Origin of the sequence: Pedobacter miscanthi (assembly GCF_032678605.1) — a bacterium.
Taxonomy (GTDB): domain Bacteria; phylum Bacteroidota; class Bacteroidia; order Sphingobacteriales; family Sphingobacteriaceae; genus Pedobacter; species Pedobacter miscanthi_A.
In genome coordinates this window covers 1-24,152 of the sequence record NZ_JAVTSU010000014.1, presented here as the reverse complement: position 1 = coordinate 24,152, position 24,152 = coordinate 1, and the positions used below count along the sequence as shown (strand labels likewise).

22 protein-coding genes and 1 tRNA gene are annotated in these 24,152 nt (G+C 36.0%); 5 read left to right on the top strand and 18 right to left on the bottom strand.

Annotated features, from left to right (window positions below; genetic code table 11):
- Positions 1-3: 3 nt before the first annotated feature.
- The gene (locus tag R2R28_RS20000; RefSeq protein WP_316827434.1) at positions 4-726 is read right to left on the bottom strand and encodes an SDR family oxidoreductase; all 723 of its coding nucleotides are present in this window, start codon (positions 724-726) and stop codon (positions 4-6) included.
- A 251-nt stretch (positions 727-977) separates the two neighbouring features.
- Between R2R28_RS20000 and R2R28_RS19995 the strand changes: the two genes are divergently transcribed.
- Both R2R28_RS19995 and R2R28_RS19990 read left to right on the top strand, forming a co-directional pair.
- A tRNA-Arg gene (locus R2R28_RS19995) sits at positions 978-1,057 on the top strand.
- 171 nt (positions 1,058-1,228) lie between these two features.
- A complete protein-coding gene (locus R2R28_RS19990) occupies positions 1,229-1,993 on the top strand; it encodes a metallophosphoesterase (RefSeq protein ID WP_316827433.1) in 765 nt (254 codons plus the stop codon).
- A gap of 191 nt (positions 1,994-2,184) precedes the next feature.
- On the opposite strand, the gene R2R28_RS19985 is transcribed toward R2R28_RS19990, so the two are convergent.
- The gene (locus R2R28_RS19985; protein WP_316827432.1) at positions 2,185-3,534 is read right to left on the bottom strand and encodes an ATP-binding protein; all 1,350 of its coding nucleotides are present in this window, start codon (positions 3,532-3,534) and stop codon (positions 2,185-2,187) included.
- Positions 3,535-4,218: 684 nt separating this feature from the next.
- On the opposite strand from R2R28_RS19985, the gene R2R28_RS19980 reads away from it, so the two are divergent.
- Positions 4,219-4,836 (top strand): hypothetical protein, encoded by a 618-nt coding sequence (locus R2R28_RS19980; protein ID WP_316827431.1) that lies wholly within the window; start codon positions 4,219-4,221, stop codon positions 4,834-4,836.
- Positions 4,837-5,023: 187 nt separating this feature from the next.
- Here the strand turns inward: R2R28_RS19980 and R2R28_RS19975 are convergent, their stop codons facing one another.
- The 6 genes from R2R28_RS19975 to R2R28_RS19950 form a co-directional block, all read right to left on the bottom strand.
- On the bottom strand, positions 5,024-5,215 hold the full coding sequence (locus tag R2R28_RS19975) for a DUF2158 domain-containing protein (RefSeq protein WP_316827430.1): 192 nt from the start codon (positions 5,213-5,215) through the stop codon (positions 5,024-5,026).
- A 133-nt stretch (positions 5,216-5,348) separates the two neighbouring features.
- On the bottom strand, positions 5,349-7,889 hold the full coding sequence (locus tag R2R28_RS19970; RefSeq protein WP_316827429.1) for an SIR2 family protein: 2,541 nt from the start codon (positions 7,887-7,889) through the stop codon (positions 5,349-5,351).
- Between the two features lie 94 nt (positions 7,890-7,983).
- Positions 7,984-8,973 (bottom strand): hypothetical protein, encoded by a 990-nt coding sequence (locus tag R2R28_RS19965; protein WP_316827428.1) that lies wholly within the window; start codon positions 8,971-8,973, stop codon positions 7,984-7,986.
- 4 nt (positions 8,974-8,977) lie between these two features.
- Positions 8,978-9,292: a hypothetical protein gene (locus tag R2R28_RS19960; RefSeq protein ID WP_316827427.1), complete on the bottom strand. Its 315-nt coding sequence runs from the start codon at positions 9,290-9,292 to the stop codon at positions 8,978-8,980.
- Positions 9,293-9,420: 128 nt separating this feature from the next.
- Positions 9,421-10,551, bottom strand: a complete 1,131-nt coding sequence (locus R2R28_RS19955; RefSeq protein WP_316827426.1) for a serine protease — start codon at positions 10,549-10,551, stop codon at positions 9,421-9,423.
- A complete protein-coding gene (locus tag R2R28_RS19950; protein WP_316827425.1) occupies positions 10,548-13,589 on the bottom strand; it encodes a hypothetical protein in 3,042 nt (1,013 codons plus the stop codon). The genes R2R28_RS19955 and R2R28_RS19950 overlap by 4 nt, the downstream gene beginning before the upstream one ends.
- Positions 13,590-14,432: 843 nt before the next feature.
- Here R2R28_RS19950 and R2R28_RS29210 point away from each other — a divergent pair.
- On the top strand, positions 14,433-14,585 hold the full coding sequence (locus tag R2R28_RS29210; RefSeq protein WP_410479187.1) for a hypothetical protein: 153 nt from the start codon (positions 14,433-14,435) through the stop codon (positions 14,583-14,585).
- 665 nt (positions 14,586-15,250) lie between these two features.
- The gene (locus R2R28_RS19945; protein WP_316827424.1) at positions 15,251-16,843 is read left to right on the top strand and encodes a transglutaminase-like domain-containing protein; all 1,593 of its coding nucleotides are present in this window, start codon (positions 15,251-15,253) and stop codon (positions 16,841-16,843) included.
- Between the two features lie 97 nt (positions 16,844-16,940).
- Here R2R28_RS19945 and R2R28_RS19940 read toward each other — a convergent pair whose 3' ends face one another.
- The 10 genes from R2R28_RS19940 to R2R28_RS19895 all read right to left on the bottom strand — a co-directional run.
- Positions 16,941-18,350: an O-antigen ligase family protein gene (locus R2R28_RS19940; RefSeq protein ID WP_316827423.1), complete on the bottom strand. Its 1,410-nt coding sequence runs from the start codon at positions 18,348-18,350 to the stop codon at positions 16,941-16,943.
- A gap of 757 nt (positions 18,351-19,107) precedes the next feature.
- Positions 19,108-19,344 (bottom strand): hypothetical protein, encoded by a 237-nt coding sequence (locus R2R28_RS19935; protein WP_316827422.1) that lies wholly within the window; start codon positions 19,342-19,344, stop codon positions 19,108-19,110.
- Between the two features lie 3 nt (positions 19,345-19,347).
- Complete coding sequence (locus R2R28_RS19930) at positions 19,348-20,058, bottom strand: hypothetical protein (RefSeq protein WP_316827421.1); 711 nt, start codon at positions 20,056-20,058, stop codon at positions 19,348-19,350.
- A 523-nt stretch (positions 20,059-20,581) separates the two neighbouring features.
- Positions 20,582-20,980: a hypothetical protein gene (locus R2R28_RS19925; protein ID WP_316827420.1), complete on the bottom strand. Its 399-nt coding sequence runs from the start codon at positions 20,978-20,980 to the stop codon at positions 20,582-20,584.
- A gap of 20 nt (positions 20,981-21,000) precedes the next feature.
- Complete coding sequence (locus R2R28_RS19920; protein ID WP_410479188.1) at positions 21,001-21,360, bottom strand: hypothetical protein; 360 nt, start codon at positions 21,358-21,360, stop codon at positions 21,001-21,003.
- Positions 21,330-21,581: a hypothetical protein gene (locus tag R2R28_RS19915; RefSeq protein ID WP_316827418.1), complete on the bottom strand. Its 252-nt coding sequence runs from the start codon at positions 21,579-21,581 to the stop codon at positions 21,330-21,332. The genes R2R28_RS19920 and R2R28_RS19915 overlap by 31 nt, the downstream gene beginning before the upstream one ends.
- A gap of 325 nt (positions 21,582-21,906) precedes the next feature.
- A complete protein-coding gene (locus tag R2R28_RS19910; protein ID WP_316827417.1) occupies positions 21,907-22,512 on the bottom strand; it encodes a S41 family peptidase in 606 nt (201 codons plus the stop codon).
- A gap of 277 nt (positions 22,513-22,789) precedes the next feature.
- The gene (locus R2R28_RS19905; protein ID WP_316827416.1) at positions 22,790-22,945 is read right to left on the bottom strand and encodes a hypothetical protein; all 156 of its coding nucleotides are present in this window, start codon (positions 22,943-22,945) and stop codon (positions 22,790-22,792) included.
- Positions 22,946-22,966: 21 nt separating this feature from the next.
- A complete protein-coding gene (locus R2R28_RS19900) occupies positions 22,967-23,227 on the bottom strand; it encodes a hypothetical protein (RefSeq protein ID WP_316827415.1) in 261 nt (86 codons plus the stop codon).
- Positions 23,228-23,299: 72 nt separating this feature from the next.
- Positions 23,300-24,152 (bottom strand): AraC family transcriptional regulator (locus R2R28_RS19895; RefSeq protein WP_316827414.1); only part of this gene is annotated, 853 nt, incomplete at its 5' end.

The window sequence follows — 24,152 nt, the reverse complement described above, 5'->3', positions numbered from 1 at the left end:
ACCTTATGGATTCATTCGGTTAAAATACTCGCTTATAGCATCGTTATTGGCTTTAGCCCTGTCTCCACTTGTACCGAAGGTTAATTCGGTTTTTCCTTCCTTCATCTGCTCAAATACCGATTCAACAAAATCGCTTACTGCTGGATGTGCATTGTGAATACCTTTTCCACCTAAGTCAGTGTTCAGGGCAGGTGGAATCATTTCAATTACTTCTATTTTCGAATCTTTAAGACTATGGCGCAAAGAGAGTGTAAAAGAGCGCATAAAAGCTTTCGTTCCACAGTAAACCGGTATTTGAGAAAAGGGTACAAACGCCAAACCCGAGGTTACGTTAATGATCGTGTTTAAGGAATTCAGCTTAGTGAACAGTTTGGTTAAATGAAGCGGAGCCAAAACATTGGTGGTGATTTCGTTACTTGCTTCTTCGTAAAAGTCATCATCACCAATGTTCATCCAGTTTTGTATACCAGCATTGTTTATTAGTACATTTAAATCACTGTGGTTCTCTGCAATCCAATTGTATAATTCAATTCTGCCTTCTTGATCCGATAGATCGCATACTTTGGTAATCACTGAAGGTAATTTTTCTGCTGCTTCCTGCAATGCCGATTCACGTCGGCCACAGATAATCACTGTATTATTTTCTTGTATAAACCTTTCAGCTAGGCCTAGGCCTATGCCGGTTGCACCACCTGTGATCAGTATTTTGTTATTTGCTAATTTCATGATTTTAATAAATTTGATAAGACAAAGGTGAAGCTATTAAAAAGATTTATTATGGTGAGTAGTACAGTTTTTTATGGGGATAAATTATTGATTGAAAAGGAGACGCTCAATCTAACAACATTTATTTCTGGTAGTTAAGGGGAAATTGATTATGATTTTTACAGGTTTTTAGGATAATTTTTTTAGAAAAATGCTTTTTAAAATGACTTCACTTGCGTGAAAACTTTTGTTATATTTGCGCTGCTCAAATAAAATGGTCCCGTAGTTCAACGGATAGAATAGAAGTTTCCTAAACTTTAGATATGAGTTCGATTCTCGTCGGACTTTTCCATAAATTATTGATTTTCAGTTAATTGATGTCTTTATCTAAACAAAAAGATGATGTCATTTGTTTTGGTATAATGGCAAACTCTCCAATTGCTACATTTAGCTATAAATTATTTCTATAGTTATTAGTAAGATTATAGATGGCCTATTTTCAATTGTAAAACATTTAATAAACATGACCTTTCAATACGCATCTGATTTACATTTAGAATTCCCTGAAAATTATGATTATCTGAATAAATTCCCAATTCAACCTAAGGCTGATGTATTGATTTTGGCTGGCGATATTGTAACTTTTAGCCAGCTTGAAAAACGCATGGATTTCTTCAATTATGTTTCAGATAATTTTGAGCAGGTATATTGGATCCCAGGTAATCATGAATACTATTACGGTGATATCGCCAGATGTGCTGGCCCCCATCAAGAGCAGATCAAAAATAATGTTGAATTGGTCAACAACATTACGATCAAGGCTACAGATTACGATTTAATCTTTTCAACAATGTGGTCTCACATTAGTCCTCCAAATGAGAGACAGATATTTGATGGGATGTCTGATTTTTACGTGATCCGGAATAACGGGCAAGTTTTCAGGCCAACTGATTACAATAGACTACATCAGGAAAGTTTAGACTTTATTCAGAGAGAAATATCAAATGAAAATGGACAGCAAAAGATTGTAGTTACTCATCATGTACCAACTTTAATGAACTATCCTTCCAGGTTTTTGGGAAGTATACTGAATGAAGCATTTGCTGTAGAATTAACTGAGATGATAGAAAAATATAATCCTCTTTATTGGATATATGGTCACCATCACCAAAACACCTCACCTTTTAAAATCGGTGAAACAATAATGCTTACCAACCAGCTTGGTTACGTAAGATCAGGAGAGCATACAAAGTTTGATTCAGCTAAATTACTCGATATTCTAGACTAGATTTTAAAGATCTGCTTGATTATGGGGCAGGAAATACTTGTATTTAGTGTATGAACTATTGTCCCGAGTTAATCAGATAATTGTTCTTCAAGATTGTCTTTCCTGATTACAAGCCTTTCCGAATGTTTTAGAGATTAAGCCTAAAATTTAGTCAATTTTAATCTTTGAAAAATTCGTGTAAACTTGCTAATCTAGATTTGTGTTTTGAACCAAGTTAGGTAATTCTCGATTTGAGATACCAGATAATAAGGGAGATTCAATAGTTTGTATTTCTTGCCACCGGGGGTAACGGCATCAGTAATGTGCAGCGAGCCTGCATAAAATCGGATGGCCATATTATGTGGGGACAGATCCATAAACATATGCAAAGATTTTAATTTACCTTCAGCTCCTGATTTCACTTCTACCGGAATTAGTTGCCCCTCAAAAGGTACAACGTAGTCCACCTCCGCACTTGAAGTAGTCTTCTCCCGTACCCAAAAATGGAGTGCACTTAAGGATTTAAATTGTGTGGCTAATAACTCTTGACCAACCAAGTGCTCAATTAAGGTCCCTTGATAAACTTTATTTAAATCATCGGTTCCTAAAATCTCCGTCTGAATACCAGCAAAATAATTAAGCATTCCAGTATCCAGCACCTGAAGCCTTGGAGATTTCCGATAGTCTGGCAGCAAAGGCAGTTTTACATCACTTGACGGGTAAATGAGCTCAATTAACAGGGCCTTTTCCAGCGTTCTTAATGCTTCTCCCATATCCCTGGACCGGTAGGGCGAATTTCCGAAACCTTCAAATTTAATACGCTGACCGGCCTGTCCAAATGATGCCCTTATCGCATGACCTATATGTAAGGCCTGTGCATTTGTACCGGCATATTTCTCAACATCATCCATATATGCCGTAATCAACGAATCGAAGATTGCTGACAACTCCAGTAGATCTTTGTTTTTACTATACGCTGCAATAACTTCCGGCATTCCCCCTATAAGTGCATAGGTATGAAATAGCTGCATGAGTTTATCATGTGTAAAGGTTGGTGCGGGTACCTGTTGTAAATAATTTATCGCTTCCCGTTCATCCATAGCACTCAAAAACTCTGGAAAAGAAACAGGTCTTAAAACCATATATTCCACTCTTCCGACGGGAAAGCTAATGTTTTTATCAAATAAAGTTTCGAGCATACTGCCCGCGGCTATTACCGCAATCCCTGGTTGGTCTTCATAAAAATAACGTAGAATGTTTAAGGCCTCAGGCACTTCCTGTATTTCATCAATAAACAAAAGTGTATCGTTTCTTTTGGTAAGTGACTGGTTTTTAATAAAAAACAAAGACTGAACAAGTAATTCGATCGTTGTGAACTCTTCAAAAGGCTTTCTGTCAGCAGCAAGCTCCAGATTGAGATAGATATACTGCTTAAATTTTTTTGAAAATTGCCCAACAACGGTCGTCTTACCTACCTGTCTAGCACCTCGTATCACTAGTGGCTTACGATTTGATTTAGTAAGCCATTTTTCTAACTCTGTAAATATTATCCTATCGAACATTTGACAAACTTAATTTCAAAACTACTTGTTGTTACAAAATTAGGGTTAATTATTGAATATTTCGTCACAGAATTAGGGTTAATTAATTGCTTTTCTGTCACAGAATTAGGGTAAGTATAATTAATAATTGTAATAGAATTAGGGTAAATGTATGTGTTGTTGTTACTGAAATGTTCGCGAAAATTCTGCCAGCATTTCGAGTAGCTGACGTCCGTTATAGGAAGCTATGTTCTGTTTTTCAGCCTCATAATGCTCTAAGATATAATTAGGGGATTTCGAATAATCAGTAAAATTCGGTTTTCGAGTTCGTGGCTTATAAATTTGCTTATACTAAACATCTGAGATTGCGTTAAAATGCAATATGATAAATAAACCAATAACCTTGTGAAATTTTTTCAGAATGTTAAAAAGTTGTGGGGAGAGATCCGTGCGTGGTCCCCGCGAACCGGTCTGTTGGTTTCGCCCAATGAGAATGGGCATTTTACTGAAAACAGCTTGTTTTACTATTGCTAGAAGTTTTAGTGCAGAAGAAATGCTATACTAAAAGTTTTTTTGCAATTCGCATAACGAACGAAAAAACAAGTTATTTTTGCCGAAAAAATAATATGCTATCAAGATAGAGAATATGAAGATTTCATGCGTAAGGCGCTGAATTGTGGAAGAAACCATCAAAATGGCGCCCATGTGGATACATACAGGGAATTGCTAGGTGCTTTTAATGTAATGCCTGAGACTCTGGACGAAATCAAATTGGTTCAGGATAAGGAATTAGAAGGCTTCAGAGAGTTTTACGAATATAACCGATTAGCGTTGGAAACTGCCCGCTTTGTTAACAACGCATTACTGTGCTGTAAGGAAAACCTGAATCTCAACGAAAAGCAGCTTTCAAAGATTTCCGGGCTTAAGGTCGTGGGCACTTTTGATTCCATTGCTACAGGCGTAGAAACCGCCATTGATATAATAAATGTTAATATCAAGCTGACGGAAGATGCACCCAAAGAATTAGCACGCTTTTCCAAAGATGCAAGGAACATCTTATACAGGGAATTTAACCATGTTGACGGACTGAATGAGATCACCATTAAAACCGGCATTACTCCGACTGAAAAAGGAGGCATTGTAACGGAAAATTCCTTTGAATTCTCTGAGGATAATAAGAAACTGGTGTTGAAGGCTTTTGTACGGGCTAGTTATGATGAGAAAGGGCAATTAAGCGCTTACGATTACCACTGTGAATTTAACCAGTATTTTGTAATCTTGGTAGCAGATGCGAAACAGGCTTATAAACCATTTATCAAATAGAAAGTGAATAACCTATCATTATAAGGAGCTTAATGTTTTAATCAAAAGAATATAAGTCTTCTATAAATTCTTTACATGTCTTTCTTCTAATGTCGACTTCTTGGCATTATTTGTTTTTGATATGTATATGAAACAACAAAGGCTTCTATTTTAAAAGCCTTTGTTGTTAAACTATTACTAAAAATATTTAGACGATTGGTACACGTACGGTAGCTGGTTTTAATTTAACTGCTTCCACACTTAATGTAGCAGTTTCCAATTTACCATCATCAAGCGTCCATACACAGCTAAGTTTACCATTGTTAATAGCATTAACAGTCATTGCAGCTCCACCAGACTTTAGGGTTACTACATCACCAGGCTTTATTTCTTTTTCCATATTTTACAACTTAGAATTTAATTCCAATATAACGATAAATAATTAAGTTGGCAAAACTTGGTGCAATGGGTTATAGTGCCTTAATTATAATTAAATGCTTTTAAAGTCGTGGAAAGATGGTTAAGCATAAACGTTAATCTTGATGATATAATATTGCACTAAGTTTTTCTTGGATTTCTGTTGCTGTATCAGCAAGAGTTGGCAATATGATATCATGGAGGACGCGCCCCTCTTCAATTACAAAACCACGGCGCTTGGTCGCAAAATTTACTCTAAACATATCCCTGACCTGGGTACGTACAATTCGTTCTTGAGGAATGATGCCCGGCTGATTAACTGCGGTTATTATCTTTTGATCATTTATGTTTTCAAAAAATTGTATAAGATTATCAACTTCATTGTAATCTAGGTAGCCAACCAACAGATCTACTTTTCCACCTTCAGCGAATGTATCAAATGAGAAACAGTTTTTGTTTGGAAATAAAATTTTAAGTAACGGTTTATCGAAGCCAACGTCAGGGTCTACAAAAAGAAGAACAATTGAATCAGATCCATTTTGCTCACTTATCCGGCACCTTAGCACCAATATATCCTTTTCTGTCCAGTCAGTTGCGTGTATTGTTAGATCTTGAATATAGGGATATGCAAAGTTTCCAATTGAATCTTCCTCTGGGTTATGTACCCCTTCTATTTCGCGGATTTGCTCCCATAATTGTATCGCCGATATTTTTGGGACGTAATCTCCCATTGGAGAATATTCAAAGACACAGTCATCTTTCATTCCAAAAGAGACCGACTTACGGCAATAAGTTTTTTCACTGGATTTTAGGCGTATGTATTCTAGGTATCTAGATTGAAGCTTAGATTCTGCTTTTTCAGAGAAATTTACTATAGTGAATGCCGTTTTCTTAGTGAAGATTCTCAAGACAACATCTTCTCCCTGATTGATAATATGCATATCAAATATTTCCTCATCTTTTTCAGTGCTATGAAAATTGGTAGATAAAGTATCTTTCAGCGGATTCCAATAAAAACAGTGTCGGGCGTTAAAACCAATAACAATCCAATCTCTTTTATATAAAATAAGATCAGCACCAAAAAAAGAAAGATTTTCGTCCCATGGCAGTTTGGCAACGATCTGATACGGAGCAAAAGCTTCCCTGATACTTAACTCCTTTTCGGATTGGAATAACAGATATTTCACCGGAAGCTGTCCGGTTAACATAGCCGGTTGTTTTTCGCCATATAACGTTTCAGGAGATAAACTCAAAACCCCTTTTAAGGAGCTCATAATCCGGCGCAAATTTTCAAAGAAATATTGATCCCCTCTAAATTCCTCTAAAGAACGTGCCGCTTTTTTCCAAGTGACCGCTTCTTGATAAAAACGGAGCAAGTCTCCACTATAATAATTCTGGTGGATCGCATTTGGATGTCGCAATTTGATATCTTGGATAACTTCTGGCCCGAAACTCTTAAGCTGGTCAAAAGCTAAGATTCCCATGTTGATAAAATCAAGGTTATTTAATTTTGTTGTATCCTCATTATATGCTTCCCACAACTTAATTTTTTGATCTAACTCAGCGACGCGGACAAATGCCCGTACAATTGCTTGTTGGTTTCTGAATTTCTGTTGCTTGTCAAGAATCTGTTCATTGTAGGCGAGTAAAGCTGCATTTACTATACTTAAATTGTTGTTTTGATTCCAAAATTCAGTAGCTCCGAGATTCTTCTTAAGAAAATCTTCCAGTTTTGGGCTTATCTCAGCATCAGGCTGTGACTTGAATATCTTCATGAGCGCCTGTGTAGTGTTGTCTTTCTTGATCGCGAAGCGTTCTAGAATTACTTCTGCATTTGGATTTATCCCATTCAAGAAACCCGCTAATTCATTATGCTCTTGACCAAAGGGAATGAGATGAACATTGCACTCTTTCATTAGTTCCCAGTGAGCTGGGGATCCAATTTCGGAGTTTCGCATTAATATATAATGTTCAGAGCTACTTGAAGGAAACCATTCTTTCATCATCTTCAACAGGGTGGTAAAATCCTCATCCATAACACCGTCCCGACTGCAGCCAATAAAAAGAAAGGTTTTATTCATCCACAAGTTCTGCATGATTGTTTTATAACCAACATGGGTATTTAGATTTTCATAGTCATCCGCAGCAAAGATTGTCGTGTCAGGGCGGCTATAAATGCCATGTAAGTGAAAAATGAAAGGCTTAAAATTTGATAAACAGGATTGAATTTCCCCATGCTGTGTCCAGTCTAAAGCTAGATCTGTCTGGATATTACCTGTATTTCTTAATAAATCATCATAATTTGTTGTAGCTATAATAGGTTGACAGAGATTTTGAATGCTTTCAACTAATTCAAATGATTGCACCTTAGGACGGCCCAATGTATCATTTAACCAATTTGAAAAAGGATGTCCTGGGCCATTTAATAGTTTTTTTACTATACTTGCAGCCTTGATTAATTCATTTTTACTAAGCAAGTCGGTTGCTTCCTGGATCATTTTTACATCTGCTCTGTGATTATTAGCGTATTCCAATCCACTTTCTATTAGACCTTTCCAGTTTGGAAGACCAGCTGTCGCAAATGAAACCCCTGCCCCTACAACCGGGACTACTTTGTTTTCTTTTAAAAGAGCCTTTAATTTAGATATGTAATTCATGCCGAAAAATAAGATTTTCTTATGATATCTTAATCACGAATATGCTGTGGCTTTAAATGACGAAAATCGCTCTACTATCAGACTGGTCTTCGGCCTAAATACTATCGGGAAACCTATTTCTTACCAACTGGGAAACATGATCTGCCTCACTTGCCATATTATCAATATATTCCTTAATCCCATCAAAATTTTGCTGGAACATAGACTTAAATTTTGCAGCGAAGTTCGGGAATCCGTTATGTTCACAGAAGCTTTCTGTTATGTTGAATGCTTCCCTTAAAATCGCGGACGAATCTAATTTAAAATCCACATTGATTTCAGCAACATGGATGATTACATCTGTAATGTACACAGATCTGATCAGGGGATGAGGATGCGAAGATTCTCGGTAATAGAGGTTCTGATTATTTTTCTCCATAAACATAAAATAGTTTAGGATTCCCGAAACACCAATAGACAGGAGTTTGCTCAAGTTTTCTGATGTTTGATCTTGTTTCGCCAATTTCTTCCAAAAATCTATGATATGTACTGGAACTAGATTAGCAGCATGTACATCTGCATCGAATTCAAGTGCATGCTTGAAGGCAGAATAATGGCTGCTTGGCCCAGTCTGGTTGTGTTCTTCTAAGGAAGTGAACTCCTGAAAAGGCTTTTGTATTAAATGAGCGCGTTCATGGTAGTAAGTAAACTGAATAGCTGCCTGATACATCACTACTCCTAAGGGAAATTCTATCAGTTTTTCAAGGCTGCCATATTTTTCATTCGTCTGTTTGTGCTGCTTGAATATATTCTTATTGGCAAAAAAGCTTTTAAAGGTTTCAATAATAGTGCCCATATTGACCTTGATAATATAATATCCATCTACGTACCCCGCACGTGCATTCACATCAAAATCATTGGTATAGACAAACCTTGCCGGCTGTATGTCAAACTCTGCGCAATGTTCACTGAGGTTCGTTTGACAAAAAGTGAAGAACATCTCAAAAAGGTCTTCCAAAGGAGTGTCCTTAAAATCAAATATATCGGCATATGGCACCACCCTTTTGCTGATAAGTTCTGTGCAAACCTCTTCATAACTCAGCATGATCTTAGGAGATGGATATCATTGCATCGAAGTGCTCGTGTTTTTCAAATCTTGGCATTTGCATGTTCCTTTCATACGTCATGTCAAGCATTTTTTGGACATCCTTGTTCATACAGGTTAACTTAAGATCAATACCATAATAGTTTCCAAAATCCTTTATGATGTGGTCAACATTGATCTGTACATTTGGAAAGTTCCTGTTGATGATACCCAGATCATTCCATAGTTCGAAATTTAAATTCTGTGTCGCAAGTCTATGCTCTTTTGGAAGTAATAAAGTATTATACTTTAAGCTTTGTTTAATCGGTTTTGGTACCATAGCGTTTTTTCTCAAAAATACAGAGTTCTTTGCATATTCCTACGTGTTGATATTGATCTCTTTTGCTACAACTGTTAGCGTAATAAACTGATGTTGATACAATCCAATGATGTCAAGATCAGCCATAATCATCGCTGAATTTTATCCTTGAAGTTCTGATAAATCACGTTGGACTTTAAGACCTTCTCCCCAAGACAGTATGGGTATTTACACAGTGTACTAATATAACAATTGCCTTTTGCCCTAAAATCAATATTTCCTGAAACTAGAATACCAATCACCTCGTTTGTTTGCTGACTAAAGACCGGTGCCCCACTATTTCCCTGGAAGGCATCTAACGAGGTGTAAAAATAGATGCCTGAATCTTTCTGGATTTCCGCATTTAGTGCCACTTTTGCCGGGAGGCCCGAAGGGTATCCAATCATATAAACCTCGGCTGCATTATTATATTTCTCAGATGTTGCAAGTACCAATGGTTTTCGATCTGTTTTTCGCTGAAGAGAGAGCAGGGTAACATCTAATTCTCTGTCAATAGTTTGACGCTCACCGGGAAAATACACATTTGACGCGTTGATAAAACTACTGAAAACACCCTGCTTGTTCTTTATCTCGAATCCGAAAATGATGGCATATTTATCTATAGCCTCTGTTAGCACATGGGCGGCTGTCATCACTGTCGAGTCATTGAGGATGAATACCGTTGCCTCTCCCGCCACGGGTTGATCACCAAAGGGTTCTGATGAACAGAGATTGTATTTCTTTTTTAATGTGATCGTTGAAATTTCGAATATAGAATCACTAATACTTTGCAGAGCCTCTTTTCGGACTAAGAGTCCGACCGATGCAGAATTGGTGAGTATATTATTCTGCTGAGGAATCAACGGGTTAAGTTGACGCAGTTCTATTCGGCTGTCAAAGGGGCTTGGGCCATATAGGCGATTTTTTTTGCTTTCCGTCTCTGAAATCCCGACCCCAAGAGCCTTAGCCTCGGCTGCTAGCTGCTCCTTTTGTGCATTTTCTTGTAGAATTAGTGCCGCCGCTTCCTGCAAAGGTTGAGGTGAAAGCGGCTTATATAAATAATTGTCTATTATTTTTGCTTCAACTTTACTTTTTTTGTCAATATAATATTCAAGATTTGTTTTTAATTGTTTTTCAGTCAAACTCCTTTTATCTTCCAATACTTTTTTATCCTGAGCATAAGCCAGGTTGTGAAGCGCTAAAAATAAGATGAGATAAAAAAATATTATAACGCACCTCATTTCCGGGGCTTATTAGAGAGTCCATACAAAGGTATATCTAAGACCAGGCCAAGTCCAACTCTCATAGATTCGTATGACTTGGTAACTGCAACACCTGCTGCGTCATAAGAAATTTCTTTCAGGTCAGGTCCATATTGAACTCCGATATTTACAGCAAAAGGGCTATTTTTAAATCCATGGCTATAATATAAACCTGGAGCAAAAACATTTTTAAAACTTAGCTCGGGCAATGCTTTATCTTTCTTTGAGCCATCTAAGCGCACTCTGGTTAAAGCACCGATATCTATTAGCGGAATAAAAAATCCATCTGTATTTCCACTCTTGCTTCCCCAGCTGAAACTCAGCCCTACCGGAGCGGTAAACCCTACACTGAATGCCTTAGCCGTAGTAAACTCCTTCCAGGATAGCTCGTAAGCTGGAAGTATTCCAGGATAAGCATTTATTGATACATTAAAACTTGATTTTCGTTTTTCAACATAACTGCCTGTTTTATTGATCACATTATTTAAAGCCAATTCGACGCCCTCCTCGTTCTCGGCAGTGCTGATCTCAATGATAAAACGCATAATTTTTACGAGCTCCGGATTATTTAGCGCTAATATATTATCACTGAATGCTATACCTAAAATTCCAACTCTTTGAAGGAGCAGATCTCGTTTTTCGCTCAACGCTCTAGACTCACTTTCTTTTCCTGAAACGAAATAATTTTCAAAATAGGCTTTTTGATAAGCTTTCAATGCATCTATGAATCCATTAATATCTGCTTCAGAGAAAATAGGAACTTCAGTTGAGCCACTTTTAACAGTGTAATCTTTTAGGGCATTTCTAACTTTTTCTATGCCTTCGGAAATACGGTTGTTGGTATAGTAGCTCAAGGTTAAGCTGGCAAAAGCCTCATTACTGCTAAAATCTTTAATGGTGGAGCTGATTGTGTAATCCGTCGAGCTGATTGCCTTGCCACATAACATTTTCATTTCCTCGATAAAGTCCAATGTGGTCTGTTTTTCGTTCTCATTTTTTGCATATATATCAAGACGGATCAGATCTGTATATATGTTTTGGAATGCTTCTTTATTTTCTCTTGATAGTCCATTTATGTTATCTTTTTCACTAATGATTTTAAGCACTTTATTCCAGGCCAAAATGTTCGGGGTTATTTTTAAGTCTAAAAGAAAATTATTTACATTTGTTATGTACTCAGCATTTTGATCTGATTGTAGGAATAGGGAAAACTCCAGGGCCTTTAAAACAGCAACCGAGAATTTCTTTTTCTGTAGGTCCCTGGCAATATCATTCGCACTACGTGCAATCTGAAAATACTTAATTAATGGCGCAGCTCCCTTCGTAATCACCGGCTTGTTCTCTGAGTTTTTCCATTGTGCAATTAATATTTCACCCGAACTTTGAAAGTCTTCCGCCATACTGATGATCGACTCAACAAAAGCATGGAGCGTGTCCGGCTTTAATGGTTTTTCTGATTTATTGATTTTTCTAATTTCTGAAGAAAGCTTGTATACTTTTTCCGTACTCTTTGCAGCAGTATTCAGGACATTCTGAAACACCGCTTTATGAGAATCGATTGTTGAAATAGCTGTCAAGACTGTGCCACTGACTTGTTTAAGATAATTTTCGAGAACAAACGAGCTTGAAGTGGTTTTAAAAGCAATATTATAATATTTTAGATTTTGTTGGTTTAAAAAGCCTACATAAAGCACATAAAAATCAATATCAGCGGAATAGTTAGCAATAAAATCCATTCCTGCAAGTCTGGCCTCCCCGTCTTGAATGATAATCAGGCTTCTAGCCAGCATGGCGCTTAAGTTTACTGCATTAACCAGGTTAAATTTTGCAAACTCATTTGATGTTGGTAACTTTTGAAGAATACTGCTATTCTCCAAAATGGTGAAATAATCGATCGGTGATTTAATTCCGGATATACTTGAGATAATTTTTACCCCCTCTAAGGCAAAATCCATTTCGGGGTATTTTGTTAAAAACCGCCTCATTCTTGGCGTATTCCGCAGGTTTTCAGAATTTTTCAATAGGTCATTCAGGTCTGCTTCAATATTTTCTCTAAGCTGTTTAGCGTTGATTAAACCATCTGAACTAAGGTTTAAAAAATAATTTGTAGTCTGTGGAAGCAGAACCTTAAACTCAGCTATCGGGTCTGAAGGCCCCGGATTTGATAACCATTTCTGAACACGCTGCGTTGCGTATAAACTAAGCTCCTCCTGAATCCGTTTTGCTAAGATATCTGCAAGTGCAGTCAGGAACATTTGGGCGCTGAGTTCTCCCGGGACACTAAATACACTTTTCTGAACCGAAAGGCTATTTCCAGTTGATGAAAATCCATCTACATTTTTCGATCCAATTGCATTATATTTTCTGTGAAATTTATCTATGATGTCCCCGAGATAATGGTTTCCAAATGCTTTGTACAAATCTCGTAAAGCAGCAATCTCGCTTAAGTCCAAACTGGATTTGTCTTCATAATAGGTGTTCTTCTGGCTTTCTACTTGACCTGACAGAATGTTAAGGTTGTATGCATAATCGTCCAGGTCAGTCTCTTTACTTGAAACAGGTGGAGACGAGCTATAAGCTGTAAATTGCTTCTTTAAAGATGTATAGGTTTGAAAACTCGTATTAACTATACTGAGGCTGCTATCATACCCTTTGATTATTAGCTTTTCTCTATCCTGCTCCCTTAAAAAAGATTTAAAAATACCAATCGCCTCAGTTCTATTCTCAGCCAGTTCCTGGTCTTTTAAATCCGGATCTACAGCATTATAATCTTTCTTTAAAAGTTCAACCAACTTTGCTGCATAGCCGACAACAGGTGCATCTTTTTGAGCGAAAACGCTTGTTGTAAAGAGAAAAAATAAAAATACGAGGATAATGGGTTTGCGTAGTAGCATATTTTGAGATTGAAAATTTAGATTTTTGGATTTTATTATGGCACAGTTGTTCCATCGTCTGGTCGGAAACTGACATTGTATAAGCTGCACCATCCGATGGGCAGAGAGCGTTTTGGTAATCATATGGAGGGCGAGTTTAGATTTGTTAACCTGTTTTTTAGATTGTCAGGTCTTTGGAATAAATATAATTAATATATTTAATTCTTTAGCTATCTGTGTCTTAACTAAAATCGTTCTTCTTCACTCTCGTGAAAACATATTAAAAAACTACGTTTTTCTAAGTAACCTAAGTTTTTCCAAAGGCAATACCAAGGTTTAACAAGGCTTTCCTGATAATAAGGGTTCCATCGGAATCTATTTAGGTTGAAAATGTTCTTAGCAATACAAAAACTTCTTATCTAAAGCTCTAATATATACTATTTGATTGATTTAGAATAAAATTCTGTCACAGGTTAATAGCGTGGGGATTATTCCTATTTGGCCACTTCTTCGATGGAAGGTGGCATTATACAACTCAAATTGATTACTTGTGCTTTTTGATATTCTAGGCCATTTATCTTATTCGATGGTTAGGGTAAATGTATGTGTTGTTTTTACTGAAATGTTCGCGAAAATCATTTATTAATTTATTGATATTTTGTAGCTGGTTGTGTTTAGATGATTTTTCTTGTGTTAAACGAATTCATTTCGTAAATTTGAGTGATAACATTTGAGCCCAATAACAGTCATTTTGGATCGTTAGTGAGTCGTAATTGTATTTTACAAGTAATTGTTAGTCAGGAGGTTGTTTAAATAAAACTTGTTCTGGCTTCGTCGGTACCACTTGGAGAGGTAAATCTCCGCACTAAACGGCTTTTCTGCAACAGGAAGGCCGTTTTTGTTTTTACTGATCTTCTTATATAGTGTGTTTCCGACAACCAAAACGACAACCGATTTTCCGTTGTCATGGTTGCTTAACTCATTGATATGGCAGAGATTAAATTAAACCTGAGAGAGCCTAACACAGAAAAAGAAACACCAATTAATGTGATCATTAGATACAATGGTCAAAAGCTAGTTTACTCGAGCGGCAAACGAATTCACCCCAGCATGTGGGACAACCTCTCGCATTTTCGATGAAATACCCAGCTCTAGTAGCTATTTTAGAAAGGAGTATAAGTGCCATCTTAGATGATTATGAAAATATAGTTGATCGCTTTCTTAAGGATAAGAATCTGAGTCATGACAAAAAGTTGTTGATAAATTTAACCGGATGGCAAGCCAGATACAATTATTTGAAAGCATGGAGTTCTTGGCTACAAGTTTGAGAACGAATTAATACTACTATAAAATATGGGATAAAGTGCGCATCTTTACAGATGCTCTAGAGAATGAATTTTTAGATGAAAATATTCAGAATGCGATAATCAAGTTCTCTGACCTAATGGGGGATATAAGGACATTTGCAGCAAAATACCTGTTCGCCGAGAAAACACCAGGACAAATGTATGCTAGCGATTATGAAGCATAAGGAATCACGATTACTGAAACAATTCAGTTTGATATTGATCAGGACCAGTGCTATCGGTTCCCTGACTGACCAAGCGATAATGATTGGAATGCTTTCAACGAACGTCAGAGTAGTGCCCAGGCGGATATAACTCAGCTCGTTGGAAAAGCAATGGACGGTTACTGTAGGTTCAGATCCGCAGTGAAGAAAAAACTTTTTATTTAAAGACGATTGATAGTTGGCACCTATAATCGATTATTTTGTTTACTATAATGCCAAAGAGATAATTTACTTAATGAAGATTTCGGAATTCGATTTAATGCATGCACCTTTAAAAACAGACATTAAAGTATTTTTAAAAATGAAAATTATCTTTAAAACTAGTCAATTGAGATGGTTGACTTTAATCACTATTATTTTTCTTCAATGCTGCAAAAGGAAAGATAATATTAGGAAAGATAATGTTGATTTTGATCAATTGATAAAACAGTATTCGGCTAATGAAAAGGACAGTTTAAAATTGCAATGTTTAATTTTTCTAAAAAATAACATTGAGGGTGTGACTTCGGAAGAACCATATTTTTATAATGATAAGGGAGGAAATGAAGATTTTAAATTGGACACGATTACCTCTGACAGTTCTCTAAGATCCATTTTGAAAAATAAAAAAATAAACTTTTCTTTCTCTATTACAAAGGATGCTGACTGTTTATCTTCAAAATTATTGGAAGAAAATATAGACAAAGCGATATCTGACTGGAAGAAATATCCCTGGAATAAGAATGTGCCCAAAGATGTTTTTTTAAATTATCTTCTTCCGTATAAGGTGTTAAATGAAAACCCGGATAATTGGAGGGCAAATTTCTTTCAAAAATATAAAGACAGCATTACAAGACATGAAACAAACGGAGATAATGACAGTGAAAAGTTATATTCAGGTTTAAGAACAGAAGCTTGGTCTTGGCTAAAATACACTGGTGACTTTACGAGGCTTACACGGTCGCCTTCATATAAGGAACTGGTAGCTGTCAGAAAGGGACAATGCTATGAACTTTCACATCTATTTGTATTTATAGCAAGGTCAGCAGGTATACCTGCTACAATTGATCTTGTTCCGTTGTGGGGAAAAACTAGTGGTAGTCATGCCGCAGAGGTTTTTTATGGACCGATTAAAAAAAACAACACCATTGTAAAATACGGACTGAGGCCATGGGATCCTTTTAAATTTCCCCCTAAGGTTTTCAGAATGAGCTTTAAGAGAACAAATTTATGGTCAGACTCCATAAAACCCATTATAAAGAATCGGAATTATTTCATACCAGCCTTTCTAAAATCGGACCGTCTATTGGATGTCACAGCAGAATATACATCAACATTAAATTTTGTTTATCAATTCGAAAAACATCAAGCCATTCCTATAGCTTACATCTGCGTCTATAGTTATGGCCAGTGGAAGCCTATCTTTTATGGCAAGGTTTATTCAAAGGGCAAATACGTTAAATTTAATGGAATGGCAAAAGATATGGCATATCATATTGCAGTTCCAAACGGCAGTAGTTATAAATTGATCGGCAAACCTTTTATTATAGATTCTTTAGATCACGTAGTTTATTCAGAACCTAACTTACAAAAGAAAATAAGTATTGTTTTGGAAAAAACTAATATCGGAGCAGATTCATGGGTAAAAAAAAATAGAGCCTATACATTAAAGTATCTAGATAAAAATAATCACTGGAAAGATTTGGGGAGCAAGCTTTGTCAAAAGGATTCTAGCTTGAGCTTTAGTAATGTGCCAATTAATGCATTTTACATGCTTGAAGATAAAATGAGCAATAAACACTTAAGTCGAACATTCTTGCATAAGAATCAAAAGCAAATTTGGTACTAATTCTGTGTTTTGCTTTAATTTCCTTAATACAAATCTTGCGCGCATTCAGAAAAGACTTTAAATGACAGGAAAACCTTATTCCTATCCTTTATCGTTATTATAACCGCCGTATGCTTTCATATTTTGATTTCATTTCATTTTTCATCATTAATATCGTTACAGACTCAACCTTAACGGGTTTATTGATGATTTCCTTACAAATGTTTAATAATTTGGGCTTATTTTCTGTTGCTTCATAAACCTTGTTTAGCTGATAAAGTGGGAAAAATCTTGACGGACACATACGGGAGGCTATCAAATAATAATGCTCTGCCATAAGATATTTGTTCAATCCAAAGAGATTGTCTCCTATCAGCATTTCGAGGTCGTAATTTGAAAACAACTCGTTGCACTTATTTGCAATAAAAAGACTTCTCTTATAGTCTTTATTATGATTTAGTACTGCAGCGTAATTATAGAGAAATTGAGGGTTGTTCTTCAAAACAGGATACAATTCGGAATAGTGGTGAATAATATTACCGTAATTGTTCTGTGCTCTATTACGTGCAATTTTTGACCATTCCATTTCTGCAATCGTTCTTGATATGATGCCCGATCCAATAAAAATGGTAGATATCATAATAAACAGTGACGCTATACGAAGATACTTCAAAGGAACAACAATGGAATATTTTGCGTTTGCTACTATGATATAGATACTTAGACCACATAAGACCCATATAAAAGGATATGCGAATGGGTAAGAAAAAAGGGAAAACACTGCAACAGAAATTAAGCATAGGCCAGCAATAAAGCTCTCGTGTTGAGGATATCTAGAATAGGATTTCCAAATAAAATAAACAAGTCCTATTAGAACTAAAAAACCAACAATACCATAGTTAACAATAAATAAAATATATTCATTATATGGATGATCAATACTATCAGCTAACATCTCATATTTACTGCCTATATGGTTTTTAAAATATTCTGACTGATAGGTCATATATTTAGAATTAAATCCACCAGTACCAAATCCGAATACAGGTCTATCGGCGATCATCGAAAAGCTGCATTTCCAAATTAAAATTCGACCGTTAGCAGATTTGATTTTTATAAAATATAGTCCTGCTATCAAAATTACTGAGATAACAACACCAGTTAAAAAGAACATTTTTTTTCTTTTTTGAAGGTGATAATGAAAAAGGTAAAACAAAAATACTACACTAAGACTGAGAATGCCTGACCTCGAAAATGAAAAAATGATGGCCAACGAGCTTACCGTAATGAACAAAATTGAAATATATTTCGGCTCTCCTTTTGCTTTAAGAAAAAAAAGAGAAAATGGGATACCCGCACATAGCGTAGCGGCAAGGCCTGCGGAGTTATCATACCAGCCAACCATATTTATGCCACTAAACCGTGGCTCAAAATAAAAGAACTGGAATAGACCTTTAAGTGCGAGAATAAAAGAAAATACTGCGATAATAATAAAAATCGCAGTATTATTCGGGATATCTTTTTTCACTGGTTTAATAAACAAAAACCTAGAGAAGTAAAAGATTAAAAAAATGCAAAATAATATTTTAGTAAAGTTCCATTTCTGCTCTTGTGGCTGAATAAATAAATTTGAAGTAAAGAAAACAGAACAACAATATATTAAACAAAAAAAAGTTAGGTATCCGATCCACGCGATATTTTTTTTATTTCCAAATGAAAAAATATCCATATAGCAAAACTGAGGTAAAAAAGTAGATTGAGGCTACAGGAGTCAAAATACGGTTTGCAATTCTTCCTCTCAGAAATACAATCAGTAAAGCGCCACTGGTAATGCAAAGTGATAGTTTAGGCTTTTGATCGGATAAATAAAAGGCCATGAACCCACAAACTGCAATTACAATAACTATTGCGGCATCAACAAAATGTCTTTTCATTTATTATCATCTGTATAATATATAAACTGGAATAGCCACAAAAAATAATTACCCTAGTTTAAATCATACTAATAAATAAAGTAACTGTAAATGAAAACAACAGCTATAGTATAAATTATGGTTATACCTAGTAAAATGTTTTTTGATATCCTTCTATTTAGCATCAAGAGTATCATTGCACCAACATTGACACATGCTGCAAATCTTGCTAGAGGGTTTGGGTAATGAAAAAATATCACTACCCAAAAAGCACATAAAAATATCGCCAGACAATCTACAAAACTAATTTTTTTCATTCTATCGTGATTGGCATAATTATAGGCTTCCAACTACTCTTTTTCTAAAAATCAATTACTTCATCCAATAAACTAAGTACATGTATATTATAAAAAATACTGCAGTATAAATTATCGCTATAGGAGTAAAAATTCGATTTGGAATTCTTCCTCTTAATAGTAAAATTATTCCAATGCCACATCCAAAAGAAGATGTTAATACTATTTTAAGATCTCTTGTGTAAAATGCTAACCCAATTGAAGAGGCAATAACTAAAATCGCTAAGCCATCATAGATGTCGATTTTTTTCATTATTTATTGAGATTTAATATTTGTTGGGATGCATCCAGCGACGTAGGTGTTAGTGACAGTTATAATTACTCCATTCGGATAATTAGTTGCTAAAAAGCCAAAACCAGCTCCGACAAGACATGCAATTCCTGCCTCTGCTTTAGTAAAAATTGGCTCTGGTACTATAGTTGCTATACCAGCTGCCGCATATCCCCCATTTGAAATATTGGCAAGAGATCTATTTGATAAATAAACATCCCATCCCCACCAATATGTTTTCAATTCATTTTCACCACCGACAAGATTAGGATCGCGTTGGTCTGGTGTAATCATTAAAAGATTTGTAGGGCGTATAGGTTTATCACTTTTTTTAAGAAAAATCAATGAATTGTCTTTTTGTACCAATACTACCGAAGAAGATTTTATTATATTTTTCAAGGTGCTATTTGTACCGATCATTATTTCCTTAAAGTATTCAAAAACTTCATTTGAAACCCCAACTTCGATAGCATTATTTGTTTTTAGGGAGTATTGACCATCTTTCAGGACAATATTTTTATCCATTCTGCTCCTTGCTTCCAGATACATCTTCTTATCTGCTTCCGTATATTCCGCAGATCGTTTTTTCACGTCGAAATTTATAACGTTTGGTGATTCATCTTTTCTGCAGGCATAAAAAATGCAGAGAACTCCTATAATTAGAACGATGAGGTTAATTGTCGATTTTTTTTTCATAAGTTTAAGTAAAGATTTATTTGTTCGCTAAAGTAGAATTTATAATGGAAATTAGAATCTTTTAATAATTATATTTATTACTTTCCTGTAGATTTATAATCTAGTGACTGTCTATCAAATACTTAATTATGATTTTATTTCAACTACATTAGCCGACGAAATAATTTAATACGGTTTCTAACGGAATAGTTTTTCTCTTTTCTGTGAAGTAAAGAGAGGCAATTTTTGCCCAGGTCTTAACAGCGGGAGTAGATATTGTTATCTTATCACTAAGTTTTGGATGCTCGATTGCAATAGATCCTGGAACCTGAAGAGACAAAGCGCTCACTAAATAGGGTAAATAAAAGGGAAACTAATTTGACTTAAAATGACCTTTTATGATTAGCTATAATTCATTTTAAACATGCTATAGGGGTGATTTTTTTATCGTCGGGACCACTTAGAGAGGTAAATCTCCACACTAAATGGCTTTTCTATTACAGAGAAGCCATTTTTGTTTACTGATCTTTAAAATTTCGGTTGATCATCCTAAACCATATCTCTGTTCAGCATTATCAATGTCAAGTTTTAAACTGGATAGGTCTGTTTTGGTCCAGCTAAGTTTGGCACGTTCCCCATAAGCTTTTTGTAATCTTTCTGAAAGGTTTTCCAGGCCAATACCCAAGCTGAGTTTAGAAGCGTTTCCTGAAATCTTATTGGTGGTGTAAATAAAAACGCTGAATTTACCATCATTATCGGTGATAGCTGTTCTTAAGATTGCAGAATCACCCGTTTTCGTCAAAAATGCTGCAGCTCCGGGAATCGCCTGACCATCTTTTTTTGATGCCACCATGCCATTAAGCATGCGTTGGGCAAAACCCGCACTACTTATTAGCAGTAGCAACAAAATCGTCAGTATAATATTGAAACCCGTAATTCTCATCAGCCTATTCGTTAAAAAAATTAAAACCAGGAGTGCATCCAATAGTGAACCATTGCTCTCCTTATTTTTTTGGGTGCCATTTCCCTTATTTCGGCATAATCGTATAAAAACACATCCTTCACATCCAGCAATTGTTGTTTACTTGGGCTGGGCCTGAAATAATAAGCTTCGCGCATCCTGTATGGACCAGAGAATTCAGGCGTGCTCAAACAGTCGCGGAAATTGTTCTCATAAATGTTGACCATGTTCAAAATGATATCCATCAGGTACTGTTCTTTCCTCGAAGCAGAAAATACCTCTGAAGCCAGGGTCTCAAATTCATCAAGATCAAGCAGTTCTACATCCCAATCTATATAGTGGCCGCCAAAATGGTAAACAATAATATACCTGGCAATATCTGCAGCCTCTGCATGGTTCTTGCCTCTTTAAACATTGCAAGTACATGAGGATATTCTGAAGCCAGAAAAGAAAGGATATCATCATCAGTCCAGAATACCCTTTCAAAACCGATTTCATCTACTGCGCTCCATGATTGGAGGCATCTTGAGATGAATGCCGAGGGCTGATTATTTCCAATCTGATGAATGATTTTTGGCAGCATATACTCTTCCTTTTAATGTTTTACCTGTTATTACATGCACAGGTGTTACATGTTGAAAATAAATTTACACAGGCTGAGCACCACTGAAAAAAGTGTGGTTTGAATAGGTAGAATTATGGGATGAACTGGTTATTTTCTGGGATTTTGGCCTAAAAGTGCTTTAAGCGCATACAAATGCTGTAGTTTTAGCCTAAAATAAGCTACCAGGCGTAAAATTTTAAACGGAAGAGGAAGATTAGAAAAAGTGAAAGCCCTTTACAATTAGCGCTTGCTTTTGGTAAAGTGCCCGATTAAAGCTAAAGCTTTTTGCAAGGCCTCATCGCGGTTACAGGCAATCGGGTAATACGCCATGCCAATCATGTTCGTTGGCACCAATATTTAGGTATAATTTGCTCGATACCACCAGCGGAAGCTTGGTTTCGGGCAAGGTGGCAGGAACAATGTCGCCAAAGCTCAAAATCAATCCACCGGTTTCTTCGCAAATTACTTTCCCCCGTTTATAATGCGAAAATGCCTGGGCAAAATCTGCAGTCGAAGAAAAAGTTTGGTTACTTACCAATAAAAATACTTTTCCGCCGAAACGGTTAGGGAGTTGCAGGATTTCTTCATCCTGATTTTTTACTGTATCAATAACACCATCAGCTCTTGAAAGCAGTGTAGAATCTTCTGCGGATAATATTTTACCTTTCCTGTGGGTAAGCAATCGGTTTTTAAGCAGTTGGCTGCTCTTTTCCAACACGCGATCGTCCTGGCGGAAAGGCCTATCGAGCAAATATTGCAGTAGGTAGTCTCCAACATCAGAATCGCCACCAAGGTTATTTCGAAGGTCAATAATCAGGTTTGAAGTTTTTTTATTTTTGAGATCGGAGAAAGCGCTGTCTGCAAAAAGCTTGATTTTTTCCAGATCCTGAAAATCATCTAGCTTCAGCAATGCAGTTTTTACAGCTGGAAATGTCAATGTAAACGAGGCTATTGTTTTTTGGAGTTTTGCTGTTGATGTTTGTTGTTTATCAGTTTGGACTATATCCTTTGGAAAAACCTTAACATTTTCCTTTTGCCCTTATCATTATAGTTTATTTCATAAAAGCCTTTTTTAGGATAAAGTACATCAAAATAGAAATTGAAAGATTTTGCGCCATAACTTGCCCTAAAATCAACGGTTTCACCTGTAACAAGAGCAACAATATCATCAACTATTTTTTTGCCGTTTATGCCGTTGATTGATATAATCTCCGCATTTTTTTAATGGTACCATATTTAAGTTTTACATTTTCCTGCAAACAGATATAGGGCTTATTGATGCTCAACGTTACTTTAAAAGGGAAGGCCTGGGCTTTATCTTTCTCAAATTGTTTAAGTGGCATTTCCAGGTCAATACGGCCATCCTAAAGTTTGGCAATCAGTTTTTGAGCAACAAGGTAAAAAGAGGTGTAATCCATGCCATCTGTAAGCTGCTGCTTCGCATTTTCAACATCATTGTGGAAATTTAACCGGGCATAACGATAATAAGGATTGGGATGGGCAGCCTCTATATTATAAACCATACTGTCCAGATCATTTTTTAGCGCATTGGCTTTAAAATGTTGCTGACCAAACACATTTAGCGCAGTTAAGAAGAATATTGGGCATAACGTAAGTATCTTCATATCATCAATCCTGTTGTGCTGGTACAATAACTAAAACTTCATCAAAGAAAGTTATCGCTTTTCTTTTTTCTATCAGAGTTGCCAGGTGGGAGCCTTCCCAAATTTCTTTTTAAACGATCTTGAAAAATGTGACAAGCTTTCAAACCCTAACTCAAGATAGATTGAAGATGGCTTTCTATTCTTCTTTTCTATCAGGTGTTTTGCCTCCAAAAGTCTTTTATCTTGTAGCCAATGCCTTGGTGGCATATCGAAAACTTTTTGAAAATCGCGTTTAAAGCCTGCTAGGCTTCTGCCGGTGAGTTGTGCGAATTTTTCAACTGGAATATTAAAGTGGAAATTGCTGAGCATAAATTTTTCCAGGTCCATTTTATAAGGCTCCGAGAAATCAAATAAGAAAGTCTTTAGCTCGGGCATGGTATGCAATAGTAATTGCACTGCCTCCTTTACCTTCAGCATGCCTAAAGCATTGGTTATATTTTCGTCAGGATGATGCACATAGGGGATGATGGATTGAAAAAAGCCCCGCAAAAAATCATTTGTAGGGATTAAGATATTATTTGCACCAACATATTTTTTATCTATTTCGATCTGCTCTTCTAATGCAATCTGTCTGAGTAAATCATCTTTCAGGCAGATAATGATCGTTTGATAATCTTCTCCGTTTAGCGGTGTTTTAGTCAGTTCGGCCAGTTGATTCTTGCGAATCAGTAACATTTGCTCTTTTTCCATGGCAAATTTTTCACTTGCCGTTTCAATTTCAAAGCGACCTGAAACCTGGAGCACTAAGGTATTATGAGCCATAAACGCAACCTTTTCTTTTCTCTTATGTGAAAAATAAGAATAAAAGATCACACCAGGAATGATTTCAGTCGGGTTTACCATAATATAAAGATATAAAAAGGTAGGGCTAATATTAGCCCCACCT

Excerpts from the sequence above, each read along its gene's own strand:
- R2R28_RS19955 (WP_316827426.1), bottom strand. The coding sequence starts at position 10,551 with ATGAGGTGCGTTATAATATTTTTTTATCTCATCTTATTTTTAGCGCTT.
- R2R28_RS19990 (WP_316827433.1), top strand. The coding sequence starts at position 1,229 with ATGACCTTTCAATACGCATCTGATTTACATTTAGAATTCCCTGAAAAT.
- R2R28_RS19985 (WP_316827432.1), bottom strand. The coding sequence starts at position 3,534 with ATGTTCGATAGGATAATATTTACAGAGTTAGAAAAATGGCTTACTAAA.
- R2R28_RS19930 (WP_316827421.1), bottom strand. The coding sequence starts at position 20,058 with ATGAAAAAAAAATCGACAATTAACCTCATCGTTCTAATTATAGGAGTT.
- R2R28_RS19945 (WP_316827424.1), top strand. The coding sequence starts at position 15,251 with ATGAAGATTTCGGAATTCGATTTAATGCATGCACCTTTAAAAACAGAC.
- R2R28_RS19900 (WP_316827415.1), bottom strand. The coding sequence starts at position 23,227 with ATGAAGATACTTACGTTATGCCCAATATTCTTCTTAACTGCGCTAAAT.
- R2R28_RS19975 (WP_316827430.1), bottom strand. The coding sequence starts at position 5,215 with ATGGAAAAAGAAATAAAGCCTGGTGATGTAGTAACCCTAAAGTCTGGT.
- R2R28_RS19965 (WP_316827428.1), bottom strand. The coding sequence starts at position 8,973 with ATGCTGAGTTATGAAGAGGTTTGCACAGAACTTATCAGCAAAAGGGTG.
- R2R28_RS19960 (WP_316827427.1), bottom strand. The coding sequence starts at position 9,292 with ATGGTACCAAAACCGATTAAACAAAGCTTAAAGTATAATACTTTATTA.
- R2R28_RS20000 (WP_316827434.1), bottom strand. The coding sequence starts at position 726 with ATGAAATTAGCAAATAACAAAATACTGATCACAGGTGGTGCAACCGGC.
- R2R28_RS19905 (WP_316827416.1), bottom strand. The coding sequence starts at position 22,945 with ATGCCACTTAAACAATTTGAGAAAGATAAAGCCCAGGCCTTCCCTTTT.
- R2R28_RS19915 (WP_316827418.1), bottom strand. The coding sequence starts at position 21,581 with ATGCTGCCAAAAATCATTCATCAGATTGGAAATAATCAGCCCTCGGCA.
- R2R28_RS29210 (WP_410479187.1), top strand. The coding sequence starts at position 14,433 with ATGGCAGAGATTAAATTAAACCTGAGAGAGCCTAACACAGAAAAAGAA.
- R2R28_RS19950 (WP_316827425.1), bottom strand. The coding sequence starts at position 13,589 with ATGATTACCAAAACGCTCTCTGCCCATCGGATGGTGCAGCTTATACAA.
- R2R28_RS19970 (WP_316827429.1), bottom strand. The coding sequence starts at position 7,889 with ATGAATTACATATCTAAATTAAAGGCTCTTTTAAAAGAAAACAAAGTA.
- R2R28_RS19925 (WP_316827420.1), bottom strand. The coding sequence starts at position 20,980 with ATGAGAATTACGGGTTTCAATATTATACTGACGATTTTGTTGCTACTG.
- R2R28_RS19935 (WP_316827422.1), bottom strand. The coding sequence starts at position 19,344 with ATGAAAAAAATCGACATCTATGATGGCTTAGCGATTTTAGTTATTGCC.